This window comes from Candidatus Borkfalkia ceftriaxoniphila (genome assembly GCF_004134775.1).
Taxonomy (GTDB): Bacteria; Bacillota; Clostridia; order Christensenellales; family Borkfalkiaceae; genus Borkfalkia; species Borkfalkia ceftriaxoniphila.
This window is the reverse complement of the sequence record NZ_SDOZ01000002.1, coordinates 1,548,493-1,563,789: the sequence shown is the minus strand read 5'-3', so window position 1 is coordinate 1,563,789 and position 15,297 is coordinate 1,548,493. Positions and strand designations below refer to the sequence as shown.

Genomic DNA, 15,297 nt, shown 5'->3' with positions numbered 1-15,297 from the left:
TTACTCTTCGTCGTCCGATCCGAAACCGAGATCGTCCAGATCGTCTAAATCGTCGAGATCGTCCAGTTCCTCGTCGTCGAACAGTTCCGCGGACGCGAAATCGTCTTCGTCGTTGTCGTCGTCTTCGAAGATGGACTCCATGCCCTCGTCCTCTTCTTCCTCATCCTCGTCGTCGAAGTTGAAATCGAGTTCTTCCACCTCGTCGTTGCGGGAAGTCTGCTCTTCGTCCGCATCGAGTTCTGCGTCGGAGAAGTCTTTGATGATCAGTTCGTCTTTGGACTCGGTGAGCACTTTCACGTCGAGCGCGAGCGACTGCAATTCCTTGAACAGCACTTTGAACGCCTCGGGAATGCCCGGTTCGGAAATGTTGTTGCCCTTGACGATGGATTCGTAGGTCTTGACGCGGCCCACTACGTCGTCGGATTTGACGGTCAGGATCTCCTGCAAAATATGCGCCGCGCCGTAGGCTTCGAGCGCCCACACTTCCATTTCGCCGAAACGCTGTCCGCCGAACTGCGCTTTGCCGCCGAGCGGCTGCTGCGTGACCAGCGAGTAAGGCCCGATGGAACGCGCGTGGATCTTGTCGTCGACCAGGTGAATGAGTTTGATCATATACATCTGACCGACGGTGACGCGGTTTTCGAACGCTTCGCCCGTGCGCCCGTCGTACAGTTGGATCTTGCCGTCCACTTTGCCCGAGGGGGAAACGATGTTGTTTTCGTAGAAAAGTTCTTTGATGTCTTTTTCGGTCGCGCCGTCGAATACGGGGGTCGCGATCTTCCAGCCCAACTGGCGGCACACGTGCCCCAGGTGCACTTCCAGAACCTGACCGATATTCATACGCGAAGGAACGCCGAGCGGATTCAAAACGATCTGCATCGGGGTGCCGTCCGCCATAAAGGGCATGTCGCTCTCGGGCAGGATGCGCGAAATGACGCCCTTGTTGCCGTGGCGTCCCGCCATCTTGTCGCCGACGGAGATCTTACGTTTCTGCGCGATATACACGCGCACCAACTTATTCACGCCGGGCGAAAGTTCGTCTTTGTTCTCTCTCGTGAAAATTTTCACGTCTACGACGATACCTCCCTCGCCGTGGGGAACGCGCAGGGAAGTGTCGCGCACTTCTCTCGCCTTTTCGCCGAATATGGCGCGCAGGAGGCGCTCTTCGGGCGTCAGTTCGGTTTCGCCCTTGGGCGTGACTTTGCCGACGAGGATATCGCCGCTGCCCACTTCCGCACCGATGCGGATGATGCCGTCTTCGTCGAGGTCTTTCAAAGCGTCGTCGCCGACGTTGGGAATGTCGCGGGTGATCTCCTCTTCGCCGAGTTTGGTGTCGCGCGATTCTATTTCATGTTCTTCGATATGAATGGAAGTGAACACGTCCTCGCGCACGAGACGCTCGGAAATGAGGATCGCGTCCTCGTAGTTGTAGCCTTCCCATTCCATGAAGCCGATGAGGATATTTTTGCCGAGCGCGAGTTCGCCGTTGTTGGTCGAGGGGCCGTCCGCGATGATCTCGCCCGCCGCGACGCGGTCGCCCGTATGGATGATCGGGCGCTGGTTGAGGCAGGTCCCCTGGTTGGAGCGCTCGAACTTTTTCATTTTATATTCGTCGATAAAGCCCGCGTCGGTGCGGATCTTGATGAGGTCGGAAGAAACGCCGATGGCGACGCCCGCGTTCTTCGCCTTGATCATGACGCCGCTGTCGCGCGCGATCGCCGCTTCGATGCCCGTCGCCACGATGGGGCTTTCGGTCTTTAAAAGCGGCACCGCCTGACGCTGCATGTTGGAGCCCATCAGCGCGCGGTTGGTATCGTCGTTTTCCAAAAACGGAATGAGCGCGGTCGCCACGGAAACGAGTTGTTTGGGCGAAACGTCCATGTAGTCGATCTTTTCTTTGGGCAGTTGGGTGATCTCCGCCCTTCTGCGGCAGGAAACGCGCTCGTTGACGAACGTACCGTCGTCGTTCAGAGGTTCGTTCGCCTGCGCCACGACGTATTTATCCTCTTCGTCCGCGGTAAGGTAGTCCACGTCGTCCGTGACGACGACGCGGCCGTCCGTCTTGTCCACCCTGCGATAGGGCGACATGATGAACCCGAACTCGTTGACCTTCGCAAAGGTGGCGAGCGAGGATATGAGGCCGATGTTCTGACCTTCGGGCGTCTCTATGGGGCACATTCTTCCGTAATGGGAGTGGTGCACGTCACGCACGTCGAACGTGGCGCGGTCGCGGTTGAGACCTCCGGGACCGAGCGCGGAGAGTTTGCGCTTATGCGTGAGTTCTGCGATCGGGTTGGTCTGGTCCATGAACTGCGACAACTGCGAAGAGCCGAAGAATTCGCGGATGACCGCGGAAACGGGACGCACGTTGATGAGGCCCGAGGGCGTCACTTCGTTGGGATCCTGCGTCGCCATCCTCTCTTTGATGAGGCGTTCGAGGCGCGCGATGCCCACGCGGAGTTGATTCTGCAAAAGTTCGCCCACGCTGCGCACGCGGCGGTTGCCCAAATGGTCGATATTGTCCACCGTGCCGATGCCGTAGCGCAGATCGAGGTTGGAGGAAACCGCGGAGATGATGTCGTCCACGGTGATGTGTCTGTGGTTGAGTTTGTCGATCAGGGGGCGGATGAGTTTCTTTTCTTCCGCGGTGATCGACACTTCATCCCGTGCAAGGATCTCGTGGAACAGTTTGCACGCGACGACGAATTTCACGCGGTTCTCGCGGCGCTTTTCGCGGTTTTTCTTTTCTTCCTGTTTCTCGTCGTCCTCTTTGCGGCTCTCGGCGGTAAAGTAGACGGCGTTGATCTCGTTGATATAGTGCTCGGCGACCGTTTCCGCGTCGGCGTTGTCCGCTGCGGCGGCGATCTCCTTGGAAAACACGAAGTTGGGGTAATAGATGGTCGAAAGCAGTCCGAAACTCTTGGGGTTCTTATCCGAAACGGCGGCAAAATCGATGGTGTTGTTGCCGATGATCTTGTGGCGGATCTCCCCTGCCTTTTCGTCGAAAACGAGCACGTACACGGCGTTCACGCCCGCGTTCTGGATCTCTTTCGCTTTCTCGTCGGAAACGATCTCGCCTTTGCCCGCCAGAAGTTCGCCCGTTTCGGGTGCGAAAACGTCCTCCGCGAGCACGCAGCCGGGCAGACGGTAGGCGATGTTGAGTTTTTTGTTGAACTTATAGCGCCCCACTTTGACCACGTCGTAACGGCGGGGATCGAAAAAGAGGTTGTGCAGATGCTGGCGCACGGAATCGTCGGTGGGGACTTCGCCGGGGCGCAGTCTTCTGTACAGTTCGATCAAACCGTCCTGTTCGCTCTTGGCGGTGTCCTTTTCGATGGTGGCGGCGATCATGCGGTCGTCGTCGAAAATGTCGGTGATGGCGCTGTCGGAGCCGAAGCCGAGCGCGCGCAAAAGCACGGTTGCGCAGATCTTTCTCTTTCTGTCCACGTGCACCCACAAGACGCCCTGGCTGTCCTGTTCGAATTCCAGCCACGCGCCGCGGTTGGGGATGACGGTGGTCTTGTACATGTTGCGGCCCGTCTTGTCGGGTTCCGCCTCGTTATACGAGCCGGGCGAACGGACGAGTTGGGAAACGATGACGCGTTCCGCGCCGTTGATGATAAAGGAGCCGTTTTCCGTCATGAGCGGGAAATCACCCATAAAGACTTCCTGATCGATCACCTCTTCCTTCACTTTGTTCACGAGGCGGACTTTCACGCGCAGGGGAAGAGCGTACGTCGCGTCGCGGTTGCGGCATTCTTTTTCGTCATATTTCGGTTTGCTGCCGAATTCATGATCCAAAAAATACAATTCAAAGTGGTCGGAATAATCGGTGATCGGGGAGAAATCCTCGAAGACCTCGCCGATACCCTCGTTGATAAAGGTATCGTAGGAATTCTTCTGGATCTCCACGAGGTCGGGGATATCGATGACCTCGTTGATCTTACCGAACTTCCTTCTCTCGGTTTTGCCGTACTTCTGAATAGGTAAATTCATCAATGACTGCTCCTTTCAATTTTCGTTCTATCGCCGCGGCGCGCGAAATGCGCACCGCTTTTTGTTGCTGAAAAAATTTTTCAAACTTTTTTCGCGCGTTCCTTTACAGAACGGTTTTTTTCATGTATAATTGTCAAAGACGGAAAAAGCGCCGCCCGAATTCCCGATTTATAAACCATATTATATATAATACGGGACGAGCCGACACGCTTTGCAGGAAGAAAAGTTCGAAAAAAGCGCAAAAAACACATTATACTCTATAATGATACAGTTTAGTATTATATAAAAATTTGAAAGTTTTGTCAACTTCTTTTTCGCGCTTTGGCGATTTTTTTTGTCGCTTTCGTCAAAAACTTGTCCGAAAATTCAAAAAAAAACAAATTTCGCAAAGCGGAAAGGGAATACCGCGCCCCATTTTTGCACAGTTTTCCCCTGTCCGCGTTACGGGAGGATCATGAGGATCGATAAATTTTTAAAGGTTTCGCGCATCTTAAAGCGCCGCACGGTGGCGGGCGACGCCTGCAAAGCGGGCAAAGTCGTCGTCAACGGCAGAGAGGTCAAGCCCGCCTGCCAATTAAAGATCGGCGACGTGGTAGAACTGAAATTTTCGGCGGGGAGCCTGAAATTCCGCGTGCTCGCGCTCAAAGAAACGGTGAAAAAGGACGAGGCGTCCTCGCTGTACGAGATCATCGCCGACGCGGACTTATCATGAAGATCTCCGCCGTCGTTCCCGCGGCGGGCGCAGGCGCGCGCGCGGGCTTTTCCAAAAACAAACTTCTGACATTCTTTCGGGGCGAACCCGTGCTTTACCGCACTGTGTCCGCCCTTTCGGCTTGCGAAAGCATCGGCGAGATCGTGATCGCTGCGGCAAAACGCGATATTGCGGAAATTTCCGCAATGTTTGAAAAGTTCGCGAACGTACGCGCGGTATGCGGCGGCGATACGCGCACGCAATCCGTCCTTTTTGCCTTACGCGCCTGCGACAGTCCCGATTACGTTCTCATTCACGACGGCGCGCGCCCGTTCGTCACGCAGAAAATTTTAAACGACTGCATCGAAACGGTGCGCGCGCACGGCAGCGCCGTCTGCGCCCTGCCCGTCACAGACACGATCGCGCTTTGCGCCGAAGAAAAGATCGGGAGCATCCCCGACCGCAGCGCCTTGTACGCCTTGCAGACGCCGCAGGCGTTCTCTTATGCGGAAATTCTCGCCGCTTACGAAAAAATCGGCGGCGAAACGTTTACCGACGACAGCGGCGTATACGCGAAATTCGTCGCGCCGCCGCAGATCTTTGCGGGCGACGTTAAAAATAAAAAACTGACCTTCCGCGAAGATTTCTTATCCGACCCCCTGCCCGCGCCCCGCGTCGGCGTGGGCATCGACACGCACGCTTTCGGAAAGGCGCAAGATCATATCGTGCTCGGCGGCGCGCGCATACCCTCCGAAAGCGGGCTGATCGCTCACAGCGACGGCGACGTGCTCGTCCACGCGGTCATGGACGCCCTTTTATCCGCCGCCGCCCTGCCCGACATCGGGCACTTTTTCCCCGACACCGACCCCGCGTTTGCGGACGCGGACAGCCTTCGTCTGTTGGAACGGGTGCGGGATCTTTTGGCCGAAAAAAGATTCGCGCCCCGCAACGTGTCGGCGGCGATCCAGGCGGAACGTCCGCGCCTTCAAAAATACATCTTTTCCATGCGCGAAAACATCGCCCGCGCGCTGCGTATATCGCCCGACGACGTGGGTCTCTCGGCGGGCACCAACGAGGGTTTGGGCTACGTGGGCGAAGGGAAAGGGATCACCGTCACCGCATACGTTTCGCTGGCGGAAACAGACTGACAAAGGAGAGATCATGGCAAAGACGAAATCTGTCTACATCTGTTCGGAATGCGGCGCGATGAGCCCGCAATGGATGGGCAAATGCCCTTCCTGCCATCAATTCGGCACGCTCGTCGAGGAAATCACCCAAGCCGAACCTGCCGCACAGAAACTGAAAAAACCGCGTTCGGCCGGCCGCGCCGCGCCCGTCCCCCTGTCCGCCGTGAAAGAAGAGCGCTACGCCCGCGTTTCTTCGGGTATCGCGGAATTCGACACGGTGCTCGGCGGCGGCATCGTGCCCGGCTCGCTCGTTCTGATCGGCGGCGATCCGGGAATCGGCAAAAGCACGCTGCTTACCGAGGTTTCGGCGCACCTTTCCGCAAAGCACAAGGTGCTGTACGTTTCCGCGGAGGAAAGTTGTTCGCAGGTCAAAATGCGCTGCAACCGTCTCAATCTCAATTCGGAAAACCTGCTGCTGCTCAACGAAACCTGTCTGGAAGACATCGAAGAGGCGATCACCGACGAAAAATTCGTGGTCGTCGACTCCATCCAGGCGGTCTATTCGAGCGAAATGTCCTCCGCGGCGGGAAGCGTGGGGCAGGTGCGCGAATGCGCGGGCAAACTCATGCGCATCGCCAAGAGCCACGGCATCACGTTTTTCATCGTCGGGCACGTCACCAAAGAGGGCGCCCTGGCGGGACCGAAAGTTCTGGAACACATTATGGACACCGTGCTCTATTTCGAGGGCGAACGCGAAGAAAGTTTCAAAATCCTGCGCGCGGTGAAAAACCGTTTCGGTTCGGTGCAGGAAGTGGGCGTTTTCGAGATGACGGGCGAAGGCTTATTCGGCGTAACAGATTATTCGGGCATATTCCTCTCCGAAAGCCGCGGGATCGCAGCGGGAAGCGTGGTCACCCCCTCGGAAACGGGCAACCGCTGCATGATGGTAGAGATCCAGACGCTGCTCGCAAAGACCGCCTACGGGCTGCCGCGCAGAATGCCCCTCGGCGTGGACAATAATAAAATGATCCTGTTGATCGCGGTGCTGGAAAAGCGGTGCGGCATCCCCTTTTACAATCAGGACGTGTATCTGAACGCGATGGGAGGCATACGCCTCGCGGAGCCGAGCATCGACCTCGCCGTCTGCGCGGCGCTCGCGAGCGGGTTCAAAAACGTCGCCGTAGACAAGTACACCGCCGTGTTCGGCGAAGTGGGCCTGACGGGCGAAGTGCGCGGCGTGACCTACGCCGAAAAGCGCGTGAACGAGTGCATCAAAATGGGATTTAAAAGAATCCTCTTTCCCGCCAAAAACTTTAAATCCGTGAAAAAATTCGAGAACCAGATCCAGTTGGTGCCCGTCGCTTACGTAAATCAGATGATATCGAAATTATTTTCGGAATGAAAGAAGAACTTGGTGAAAACCAAGTTCTTCTTTATTATATGGTAAGTAAACTATCTAATTGTATTTCATACTGTTGCCTGTTGAACTTAAATGAGAGATTATACTTCCATTCGTCTCTATGAGAATGTTCAAACTTTTTCCAGTAAACATATTTTTCATCATGTCTGATAAAAACCTCTACCGACCAACAACACGCCTCTCCGCATTCGGGACAACAAAATAAAGGAGCGGGAATATTGCTATCCATAGCCGTTGTTAAATAACTATGCAGTCTTTTAGGTTCTAAATGCCCATAAGATAAATATTTTTCATCTTTTTTCAGATAAGGCAATTCGATCTTTTTTAGCATATCGCATAAGTTTAATCCATTCACGAATATTTTTATTGCTTTTGTAACTTTTTCGTCGTCAGCTCTCAGTTCTTTACCAATTGGATTAAACATCTGAAAAGTTAAATTATCTACCATTTCTTTTATCCTTGATTACGAATGAAATGCGAGGCATAAATATTTATGCCTCGCAAAATTTATACGATATATTTATCTTCCGCTTTGGGAGCGTTGTCGAGTTCTTCGCGCTTGGCCTCGTAGCCCTTTTTGCCAAGCAGCGCGTAGGTCGCCTGCTTGCCCGCCTCGACGCCCGGCTGATTGAAAGTATCGATATGGAACAGCGCGCCCGCATAAGCGGTCTGCAATTCAAAGAGATACATCAACTGCCCGAGGGTGAATTCGTTGACTTCGGGGAGAGTGATCGTGTAGTTCTGCCGTCCCGCCTTGGTGAGCGCGTAGGCGGTCGCCTTGTTTTCGGCGGCGATCAGTTCGTTCATCGTGTGCCCGCCCAAAAACGCCACGTCGGGAATATCCTCGCAGCCGTGCGGAATGGGGAATTCCTTGCGGTAATTTCCGACCGACAGGAACGTAACGACTTTGTCGAAGGGACCTTCGGTATATAACTGCACCTGCGAATGCTGGTCTGTAACGCCGAGCGCTTTGACGGGCGTCTGCCCCACGTTGCAGGGTTTTCCGTCCAGGGTGACGTTTTTGCCGAGGCTCTCCGCCCACAACTGGCAGTACCAGTCGGACATAAATTTCAAACTGTCCGCATACGGCATCATCACGCCCACGTTTTTGCCGCGCTTCATCGCCATGTATTGTAAAACGGCCGATGCGAGCGCGGGATTTTTCGCGACGGAAGGCTTGGAGCAGACGTTATCCATGAACGCCGCGCCCGCGAGCATCGCTTTGATATCCAATCCCAGAACCGCCGCGGGCAAAAGTCCCACGGGGCACAGTTCGGAAAATCTTCCGCCCACGCCGTCGGGGATACAGAACGTCTTGTAATCGTTCTGTTCGGCAAGTTTGATGAGGTTGCCCTTCGCCGCGTCGGTGGTGGCGATGATATGATCGTTCGCCTTGTCCCCGACCGCCTTGACGAGCATGTCGTTGATGATCAGGTACTGCGCCATGGTCTCGCTGGTCGCGCCCGATTTGGTGATCACGTTAAAGCAGGTCTTTTCGGGTTCGATGACGTCCAGAAGCGCGGCCATCCTTTCGGGATCCACGTTGTCTTCCACGTAGAATTTGGGGCCCTTTCTCTTGGAGGGCGCAAGGTCGTTATAGTGCAGATGACACAGGGCGTTGAACACCGCGATGGGGCCGAGCGCGCTGCCGCCGATGCCCAGCACGACGAAATATTTGAACTTTCTGCGCACTTCTTTGGCGGTGGCGAGGATATCTTCCACGATCTCTTTCTGGTTATAGGGAAGTTCCGTCCAGCCCATCATGCCCTTGCCGCGGCCTTGCGCGACGCAATCGAACGCGTCCGCCGCCGCCTCTTTGAGTTCGTTTATCTCGGAATCTTTAAATCCGTCGGCGCCGACGAATTTTTTCATCATATTGTTGTAGTCCACCGTGACGCGCATGCCGTTGCGCCAATCTTTGTTCCTGAAATTCATAAAAACCTCCGTTTCTGATGCAATACTCTTGCCATTTATTGTAAAACAAAACGGCGGCAATGTCAATTAAATTCGCAGAAAGTCAGTTGAAAAGTACGCGTAGGAGCAGCCCGCCCGCCAACGCGCTCACGATGTTGGCGCAAAGCACGAACAGAAACAGGTATTTATTCCGGCAAACGCGTTTCAGTATCAGATACTCGACAGCCACGGCAACGCACTCCCCGATCACGTACACGACGTCGATGGCGGAAACGTCGACGGGAAAACATTCCAACAATCCGAGCGCGAAATTGAGCGTGACATTGGTGATCACGTTGACGAGCACGAACACGCCGATCAAATATTTGTCGCCTTTGATCAGTAACGGAAGCAGGACGATCCCTTCGAGCAAGAGCGTCATCGCCAATGCGAGCGGAAAATATACGATATCGCTCATTCGTCTTCGTCCTTACGTTCATCTTCGGGTTTGTTCTGCGTCCGCTTTTTCCGTTTCAGCACGATCACGAGAACGATAATGCTGACGATCACGACGATCGGCGCCAGAATCGCCATAGCACCCAGAACGAACATGGGCCAGACGGCGACGTCCAGGATCAAATTCAGAATATTCATAAGATTCCCTCCTCAAACAGATTTTTATTCTTGCTCTTGATTTCCGCAAACAGTATGGCGGCGCCGCCCGCGAACGTGAGCGCCAACGTGATATATCCGGACGGCGCGCCCCACATCGCCAGAACGGAGCCCGCCATCAGAAGCGCCGCGAGCATGCCGAACGCGGCGTTCCGCCAGCGCGGCAGGGCGCGTATCGCCATAAACAGCGTGACGGGCATGGAGGTGTTGAACAGCAGCGTGCCCACGGCATAGAGCGCAACGCTCTGCGCGCCGAAACACATCAATAGAGCGCCGAGAGGCAGAAACGAGGCGATCGCCGCCTTGATGCCCACCGTATCCGCCCAGAACCCGCCCATGATCTTTCCGCACGCGGCGAACGCGCCCAAAAAGACGACGGTGAGCGACGTGGACGGAAACTCGCCCGCGGCTGCGGTGCCGCAGAACCCGCGCAGAAACACGGCAACGCCCAGACTGACGAGCGGCAGAACGTCGGCTTCGGTCTGCACCTTTTCCCTTCGCAGTTTTTCATAATACGGGCGCATGGTCTCCCCTTTCGCCTTTACGAAAAAGAAAGAGACGGCGCAGACGAGGCAGCCGAGGCCGACGTAAAAGGCGGCGGCGGACGAGAGCACTTTTCCGAGCGCCACGCCCAGCGCGCCCGTGCCGACGAAAATCCCGAGCGGTGCGCACCGTTCCGCGTCCGCGATGACGAACGCGCCCGCCGCAACGTGAAATGCGGCGTTTGCGACGGACACGAGAACAAGCCCCGCGATCGCCGCAGCGAAAACGTTTGTAAAATCCAGCGCCGCGGCGAGGATATCGACGAGCGCCACGATCAAAAGACTTGCAAAGAGAACGGGCGCGGCGACGTTCTTCTGATCCGCCCACGCGCCGAAAAACGGCTGCAAGGCAAAGGCGCAAAGATCGTACGCAAGCACCAGCGCGGCGGTCAGCGCGGTCCCGTAAACATAGGGCGAATAGCCGGCCGCATCGGGCACGGCGCCGTATAACTGCGGCGCGATCACCGAATACAGATAGGCGATGGTCGCAAAATCCATGCAAAAATGCGCAGCCGCGCATACGGCGAGCCTCGCTTTTTTCATACGTTTCCCTCCTTCAAAAAATTTTCCAGTTCCCCTTGCAGACCTTCTCCGTCGAAATACCAGTCGTATGAGAGATGAGAAAAGTAAAATTTGCCGTCGTTTTCAATGACTTCCACGCCCGCAAGCCATATTTTTTCGCCCGTAAGGAATTCCCCGCCGCCCGTAACGGGCACGGACGAAACCGCCGCAAAGACCGTTCCCGTCTGCCAGCGGGAAAGCACCAGTTCGTTTCCCCGATAAAAATACCAGACCTCGCCGCCTTCCATGGCCGCCTCAAACAAAAAATCGGGGATCGGCGCCTCGGCGAGAGAGAACAAAAGCCCTCTGTCCGAAGATTTGAGCGCGTATTCCCATTCGGCGGGCGCGAGGCCGTACGAAAGCGATGCGTCGTACCCGACGCGTTCGTACTGCGGTCCCTGCTCTTCTCCCTTGTTATTGGCGGGCGCGAATACGACGAGCCCCGCATACAGCGATACGACCAGCACGAGAACGAACGAAACGGCGGAGGCGGCGAGCGCGCGCCAATGCCTCTTTCGTTTTTTTGCGTTTTTTTCCGCTGCCTCTATCAATGCGGGCGGCAGAGTTTTTTCGACGGGCTGCGCCGCAAACATCGTATAAAGTTCGGATTCAATCTTCTTCATCCAGCCACCCCCGCAGATCGTTCAGCGCCGCCGCAAGTCCGCGCGATACCGCCGATTCCCCCAAATGCAGCGCGCAGGCGATCTCTTTTTGCGAAAACCCCGCAAAGTATTTGAGTTCCACCATCTGCCGACGCTTTGCGTCCAGTTTTGAAAGGGCAAAGCGAAGGTCAAAATGATCCTCCTCTTCGCGCGGTCCCTCCGCGGGCAAAAGCCTGCGCTTTCTGGCGCGGTCAAAACATTCGTTTTTCGCAATGCGGAACATCCAGGCGAAACAGTCGGTGAAAAAGACGAGGGAAGGTGATTTTTGTATGACCTTCAAAAATACAGCCTGCACCACGTCCTCCCGCTCGGAAAAATCCGCGCAATAGGGCGCGACAAAAGACAGTAAGGGCACTTTCATCAGCCCGTACAGTTTTTCCGCGGCGGAAACGTCGCCGCGCGCGATCTCGCGCACCAGATTGTTGACTTCCCGTTTGTCCATCGCACCGTCTCATATAATAAACGCACAAACGCGCAAAAAATTGCGCCGCATACAAAAATAATACGGCCGCGCCGAAAAAATCGGGGGCCGATCTAGTAAACCTTGTCGATCACCTCGTCCAGATAATCGCAACTCTCTTTTAATTCCGCATATTCGCCGTAGTCGCCCGTGTACGCCTCCACGATGGCGGCGCCGTCGAACCCCGCGTCTTTGAGGCGCGAAAACACCTCGAAAAAATCCGTACGGCCCTTGCCGGGAAGGCACATTTTCCCGTTCCCGTCCACATCCGAGAGGTGCACGTGGGAAATGCTGCCCGCCATGTCCTTGATATACATGGCGTACGGATACCCCGAAAGGCGCGCCTGCTTGATGTCGAATACGCCTTGCAGGGAAGGCGCGTACGCCTTCAATTTCCGAAAGACGCCCGGCTCCGCGTAGGTCGCCCAGTGCACGTTTTCCAGACATAAAGCGACGCCGTATTTTTCGCAGGTTTGGGAAATTTCGCACAGGCTTGCCGCGATCTGCGGATAATCCAGCCCCTTGAAACTCTTTTTCAGCCGCGTGACGCCGTGAAAGGTATACGCCCGCGCGCCGAAAATGCGCGCGGAACGCATGACGCCGTCCAATATTTCGTACGCGTCCCTGCGGGCGCGCGGATGCGCGCCGAACAACTGCGGTTCGAACTGCGTGTTCAGAACATGCACCGAACGGACGTCAAGCCCCTCGGCGCGCGCCTTTAAAAGCCGCGCGTAGTCCTCGGTGTATTCGGAAAAGGTGGCGAGAAAAATTTCCGTGCACTTTACGCCCAGATCCTTGAACACCGTGAGCGCGTCCTCGTTCATTTCCCTTAAAAATAAAGAGGCGGTGGAAACGCCCGTCGTCATTTTTTCGCCTGCCCGTAATATGCGTTCGCGCCGTGCTTGCGCAGGAAATGTTTATCCATCATCGCCCGATCAGCGCGCGAAACTTCGGGATTGACGGATTCGGTCAAAAACGCCATTTTGGCGATCTCTTCCATCACGGTGGCATTGTGCACGGACTCGGCCGCGTCTTTCCCGAACGCGAACACGCCGTGGCTCTTGACGAGCACGCCGGGCACTTCCATGGGTTTCAGTCCGTCCTTTTGAAAGCGTTCCAGAATGACCAGCCCCGTATTCTTTTCGTACTCGCCCTCCACCTCTTGGCGCATCAAAGCGCGCGCGCAGGGAATATCGCCGTAAAAATAGTCGGCGTGGGTGGTCCCGTAAAAGGGAATATCCCGCCCCGCCTGCGCCCAACTCGTCGCAAAGGTGGAGTGGGTGTGCGTCACGCCGCAGATCTCGGGATACGCCTTATATATTTCCAGATGCGTCGGCGTATCGCTGGAAGGGCGCAGCTGCCCCTCTACGACGTTTCCGTCCAAATCCACGACGACCATGTCGTCCGCGGTCATTTCGGCGTAGGAAACGCCGCTGGGCTTGATGACGACGAGCCCGCTTTCCCTGTCGCGCTCGCTCACGTTGCCCCAGGTATAGAGCACGAGTTTGTTTTCGACCAATTGAAGATTGGCGCGGAACACTTTTTCCTTGCATTTTTTCAGCATATCTTATTCTCCTTATTCCTTCCCCATGCAGCGCACGGCTTCGCGCACGATCGGAAGCCCCGCCTTGTAGCGCGCGGCAAATTTTTCGTAACCAGCAACGGTTTCGGGATCGGGCGCGAGCGTATAACTTTCGCGCCCCGCGAACACCTTTTGCGCAAGGTATTCTTCGAGCGGAAGAGAGCCGCCGCGCACGCGGTAATTGGCTAAGATCGCGATGCCCCAGGCGCCGCCCTCGCCCGCCGTCTTCATGACGGTGACGGGCGCGTTCAGCGCCGCCGCGAGATAACTCTGCCCCACGCCCTCGGTCTTGAACAGTCCGCCGTGGCCCGTGATCGCGTCCACTTTCACGCCCTCCTCTTTGAGAAGGATGTCGCAGCCGATCTTCAGCGCGCCGAGCGACGCGAACAGATGCGAACGCATGAGATTGGCGAGCGTAAACTTACTCTCGGAAGTCCTCGCGAACAGCGGCCGCCCCGCGTCGATCCCTGTAATATGTTCGTTGGAAACGTAGTTGTACGAAATGAGGCCGCCGCAGTCGGCGTCGCCCTTTTCGCTCTCGCGGTATAAAAGTTCGAAGAGTTCCGATCGTTCCATGTCGCGCCCTGAAAGGCGGGCGAATTCCCCGAACACGTCCACCCAAGCGTTGAGGTCGGACGTGCAGTTGTTGCAGTGCACCATGCCGACGAGATCGCCCGCAGGCGTAGTGACGAGATCGATTTCGGGATAGACTTTGGAAAGCGGTCTTTCCAGCACGATCATGGCGAATACCGACGTGCCCGCCGAAACGTTGCCCGTGCGGCGCTTTACGCTGTTCGTCGCCACCATGCCCGTGCCCGCGTCGCCCTCGGGCGGACACATGGGAGCGCCCGCCGCCAGTGTCCCCGTCGGGTCTAAAAGGCGCGCGCCCTCTTCGGTGAGCGCGCCCGCGTCCTTGCCCGCAACGAGCACTTTGGGCAAAATATCTTTCAAACGGTACGGTACGCCGTAACTTTTTACGGCGTCGTCGAATTTTTCCAGCATCGCCGCGTCGAAATCCTTGGTTTGGGTATCCACGGGGAACATACCCGAGGCCTCGCCGATACCGATCACCTTTTCGCCCGTCAGAAGATAATGCACCCAGCCTTCCAGCGTCGTCTGGAAAGATATCTTTTTCACGTGTTCTTCCCCGCTCAGAATTGCCCGGTACAGATGCGCGGCGGACCAGCGCGCGGGCACGGGATAGGCGAAAAGTTTCGTCAGTTTTTCCGCGGCGGACGCCGCGTTGTTGTTGCGCCATGTGCAAAAAGGCGCGAGTTGTCTGCCCTCGTCGTCGAATACCAGATAACCGTGCATCATCGCGCTCACGCCGAGCGCCGCAAGTTTCGAAACGGTCGCGCCGTAGCGCGTGAAAACGTCGTCCGCGAGTTTTTTGTACGCGTCTTGCATCCCCGCGACGACGTCTGCGAGCGCGTACGTCCAGATCCCGTTCTCGAATTTGTTTTCCCAGTCGTGGCCGCCCGTCGCCAAAGGCTCGTTGTCCTCGCCGATGAGCACCGCCTTGATCCTCGTGGAGCCGAATTCGATGCCGAGCGAACAGCCGCCCGATTCTATGATATTTTTTATATCTTTCACCATGGTTTTCTCCCTTGATTTCTTCCCTTTCATTATAAGGAAGATTCGTGAAAAAATCAATCGTTCCGTTCAAATTTCATCATAAAAAAAGCGGAGCG

14 protein-coding genes are annotated in these 15,297 nt (G+C 56.0%); 3 read left to right on the top strand and 11 right to left on the bottom strand.

Going from position 1 to position 15,297, the window contains the following annotated elements; genetic code table 11:
* Entirely contained in the window at positions 1-3,996 is a 3,996-nt protein-coding gene (gene rpoB, locus ESZ91_RS07195) for a DNA-directed RNA polymerase subunit beta (protein ID WP_129225611.1), read from the bottom strand.
* Positions 3,997-4,450: 454 nt separating this feature from the next.
* Between rpoB and ESZ91_RS07190 the strand changes: the two genes are divergently transcribed.
* The 3 genes from ESZ91_RS07190 to radA are packed head-to-tail and all read left to right on the top strand — an operon-like array spanning position 4,451 to position 7,216.
* A complete protein-coding gene (locus ESZ91_RS07190) occupies positions 4,451-4,708 on the top strand; it encodes an RNA-binding S4 domain-containing protein (protein ID WP_129225609.1) in 258 nt (85 codons plus the stop codon).
* A complete protein-coding gene (gene ispF, locus ESZ91_RS07185; RefSeq protein WP_129225606.1) occupies positions 4,705-5,835 on the top strand; it encodes a 2-C-methyl-D-erythritol 2,4-cyclodiphosphate synthase in 1,131 nt (376 codons plus the stop codon). The genes ESZ91_RS07190 and ispF overlap by 4 nt, the downstream gene beginning before the upstream one ends.
* Positions 5,836-5,848: 13 nt before the next feature.
* On the top strand, positions 5,849-7,216 hold the full coding sequence (radA, locus tag ESZ91_RS07180; protein WP_129225603.1) for a DNA repair protein RadA: 1,368 nt from the start codon (positions 5,849-5,851) through the stop codon (positions 7,214-7,216).
* A gap of 34 nt (positions 7,217-7,250) precedes the next feature.
* On the opposite strand, the gene ESZ91_RS07175 is transcribed toward radA, so the two are convergent.
* From ESZ91_RS07175 to ESZ91_RS07130, 10 genes are all read right to left on the bottom strand, one after another.
* Positions 7,251-7,682, bottom strand: coding sequence for a hypothetical protein (locus tag ESZ91_RS07175; protein ID WP_129225601.1), 432 nt, complete (start codon positions 7,680-7,682; stop codon positions 7,251-7,253).
* Between the two features lie 59 nt (positions 7,683-7,741).
* Positions 7,742-9,169: a glucose-6-phosphate isomerase gene (locus ESZ91_RS07170; RefSeq protein ID WP_129225599.1), complete on the bottom strand. Its 1,428-nt coding sequence runs from the start codon at positions 9,167-9,169 to the stop codon at positions 7,742-7,744.
* Positions 9,170-9,251: 82 nt separating this feature from the next.
* The gene (locus ESZ91_RS07165; protein WP_129225597.1) at positions 9,252-9,605 is read right to left on the bottom strand and encodes a hypothetical protein; all 354 of its coding nucleotides are present in this window, start codon (positions 9,603-9,605) and stop codon (positions 9,252-9,254) included.
* Positions 9,602-9,781: a hypothetical protein gene (locus tag ESZ91_RS07160; protein ID WP_129225594.1), complete on the bottom strand. Its 180-nt coding sequence runs from the start codon at positions 9,779-9,781 to the stop codon at positions 9,602-9,604. The genes ESZ91_RS07165 and ESZ91_RS07160 overlap by 4 nt, the downstream gene beginning before the upstream one ends.
* On the bottom strand, positions 9,778-10,884 hold the full coding sequence (locus ESZ91_RS07155; protein ID WP_129225592.1) for an MFS transporter: 1,107 nt from the start codon (positions 10,882-10,884) through the stop codon (positions 9,778-9,780). The genes ESZ91_RS07160 and ESZ91_RS07155 overlap by 4 nt, the downstream gene beginning before the upstream one ends.
* The gene (locus ESZ91_RS07150; protein WP_129225590.1) at positions 10,881-11,525 is read right to left on the bottom strand and encodes a hypothetical protein; all 645 of its coding nucleotides are present in this window, start codon (positions 11,523-11,525) and stop codon (positions 10,881-10,883) included. The genes ESZ91_RS07155 and ESZ91_RS07150 overlap by 4 nt, the downstream gene beginning before the upstream one ends.
* Positions 11,512-12,006 carry an RNA polymerase sigma factor gene (locus ESZ91_RS07145; RefSeq protein WP_129225587.1) on the bottom strand — a complete coding sequence of 165 codons (495 nt, stop codon included), beginning with the start codon at positions 12,004-12,006 and terminating at the stop codon, positions 11,512-11,514. The genes ESZ91_RS07150 and ESZ91_RS07145 overlap by 14 nt, the downstream gene beginning before the upstream one ends.
* 92 nt (positions 12,007-12,098) lie before the next feature.
* Positions 12,099-12,890: a sugar phosphate isomerase/epimerase family protein gene (locus ESZ91_RS07140; protein ID WP_129225585.1), complete on the bottom strand. Its 792-nt coding sequence runs from the start codon at positions 12,888-12,890 to the stop codon at positions 12,099-12,101.
* Complete coding sequence (locus tag ESZ91_RS07135) at positions 12,887-13,588, bottom strand: L-ribulose-5-phosphate 4-epimerase (RefSeq protein ID WP_129225583.1); 702 nt, start codon at positions 13,586-13,588, stop codon at positions 12,887-12,889. The genes ESZ91_RS07140 and ESZ91_RS07135 overlap by 4 nt, the downstream gene beginning before the upstream one ends.
* A gap of 12 nt (positions 13,589-13,600) precedes the next feature.
* Positions 13,601-15,202: a xylulokinase gene (locus ESZ91_RS07130; protein ID WP_129225581.1), complete on the bottom strand. Its 1,602-nt coding sequence runs from the start codon at positions 15,200-15,202 to the stop codon at positions 13,601-13,603.
* Positions 15,203-15,297 lie beyond the last annotated feature (95 nt).

Excerpts from the sequence above, each read along its gene's own strand:
- rpoB (WP_129225611.1), bottom strand. The coding sequence starts at position 3,996 with ATGAATTTACCTATTCAGAAGTACGGCAAAACCGAGAGAAGGAAGTTC.
- ESZ91_RS07190 (WP_129225609.1), top strand. The coding sequence starts at position 4,451 with ATGAGGATCGATAAATTTTTAAAGGTTTCGCGCATCTTAAAGCGCCGC.
- ispF (WP_129225606.1), top strand. The coding sequence starts at position 4,705 with ATGAAGATCTCCGCCGTCGTTCCCGCGGCGGGCGCAGGCGCGCGCGCG.
- radA (WP_129225603.1), top strand. The coding sequence starts at position 5,849 with ATGGCAAAGACGAAATCTGTCTACATCTGTTCGGAATGCGGCGCGATG.
- ESZ91_RS07175 (WP_129225601.1), bottom strand. The coding sequence starts at position 7,682 with ATGGTAGATAATTTAACTTTTCAGATGTTTAATCCAATTGGTAAAGAA.
- ESZ91_RS07170 (WP_129225599.1), bottom strand. The coding sequence starts at position 9,169 with ATGAATTTCAGGAACAAAGATTGGCGCAACGGCATGCGCGTCACGGTG.
- ESZ91_RS07165 (WP_129225597.1), bottom strand. The coding sequence starts at position 9,605 with ATGAGCGATATCGTATATTTTCCGCTCGCATTGGCGATGACGCTCTTG.
- ESZ91_RS07160 (WP_129225594.1), bottom strand. The coding sequence starts at position 9,781 with ATGAATATTCTGAATTTGATCCTGGACGTCGCCGTCTGGCCCATGTTC.
- ESZ91_RS07155 (WP_129225592.1), bottom strand. The coding sequence starts at position 10,884 with ATGAAAAAAGCGAGGCTCGCCGTATGCGCGGCTGCGCATTTTTGCATG.
- ESZ91_RS07150 (WP_129225590.1), bottom strand. The coding sequence starts at position 11,525 with ATGAAGAAGATTGAATCCGAACTTTATACGATGTTTGCGGCGCAGCCC.
- ESZ91_RS07145 (WP_129225587.1), bottom strand. The coding sequence starts at position 12,006 with ATGGACAAACGGGAAGTCAACAATCTGGTGCGCGAGATCGCGCGCGGC.
- ESZ91_RS07140 (WP_129225585.1), bottom strand. The coding sequence starts at position 12,890 with ATGACGACGGGCGTTTCCACCGCCTCTTTATTTTTAAGGGAAATGAAC.
- ESZ91_RS07135 (WP_129225583.1), bottom strand. The coding sequence starts at position 13,588 with ATGCTGAAAAAATGCAAGGAAAAAGTGTTCCGCGCCAATCTTCAATTG.
- ESZ91_RS07130 (WP_129225581.1), bottom strand. The coding sequence starts at position 15,202 with ATGGTGAAAGATATAAAAAATATCATAGAATCGGGCGGCTGTTCGCTC.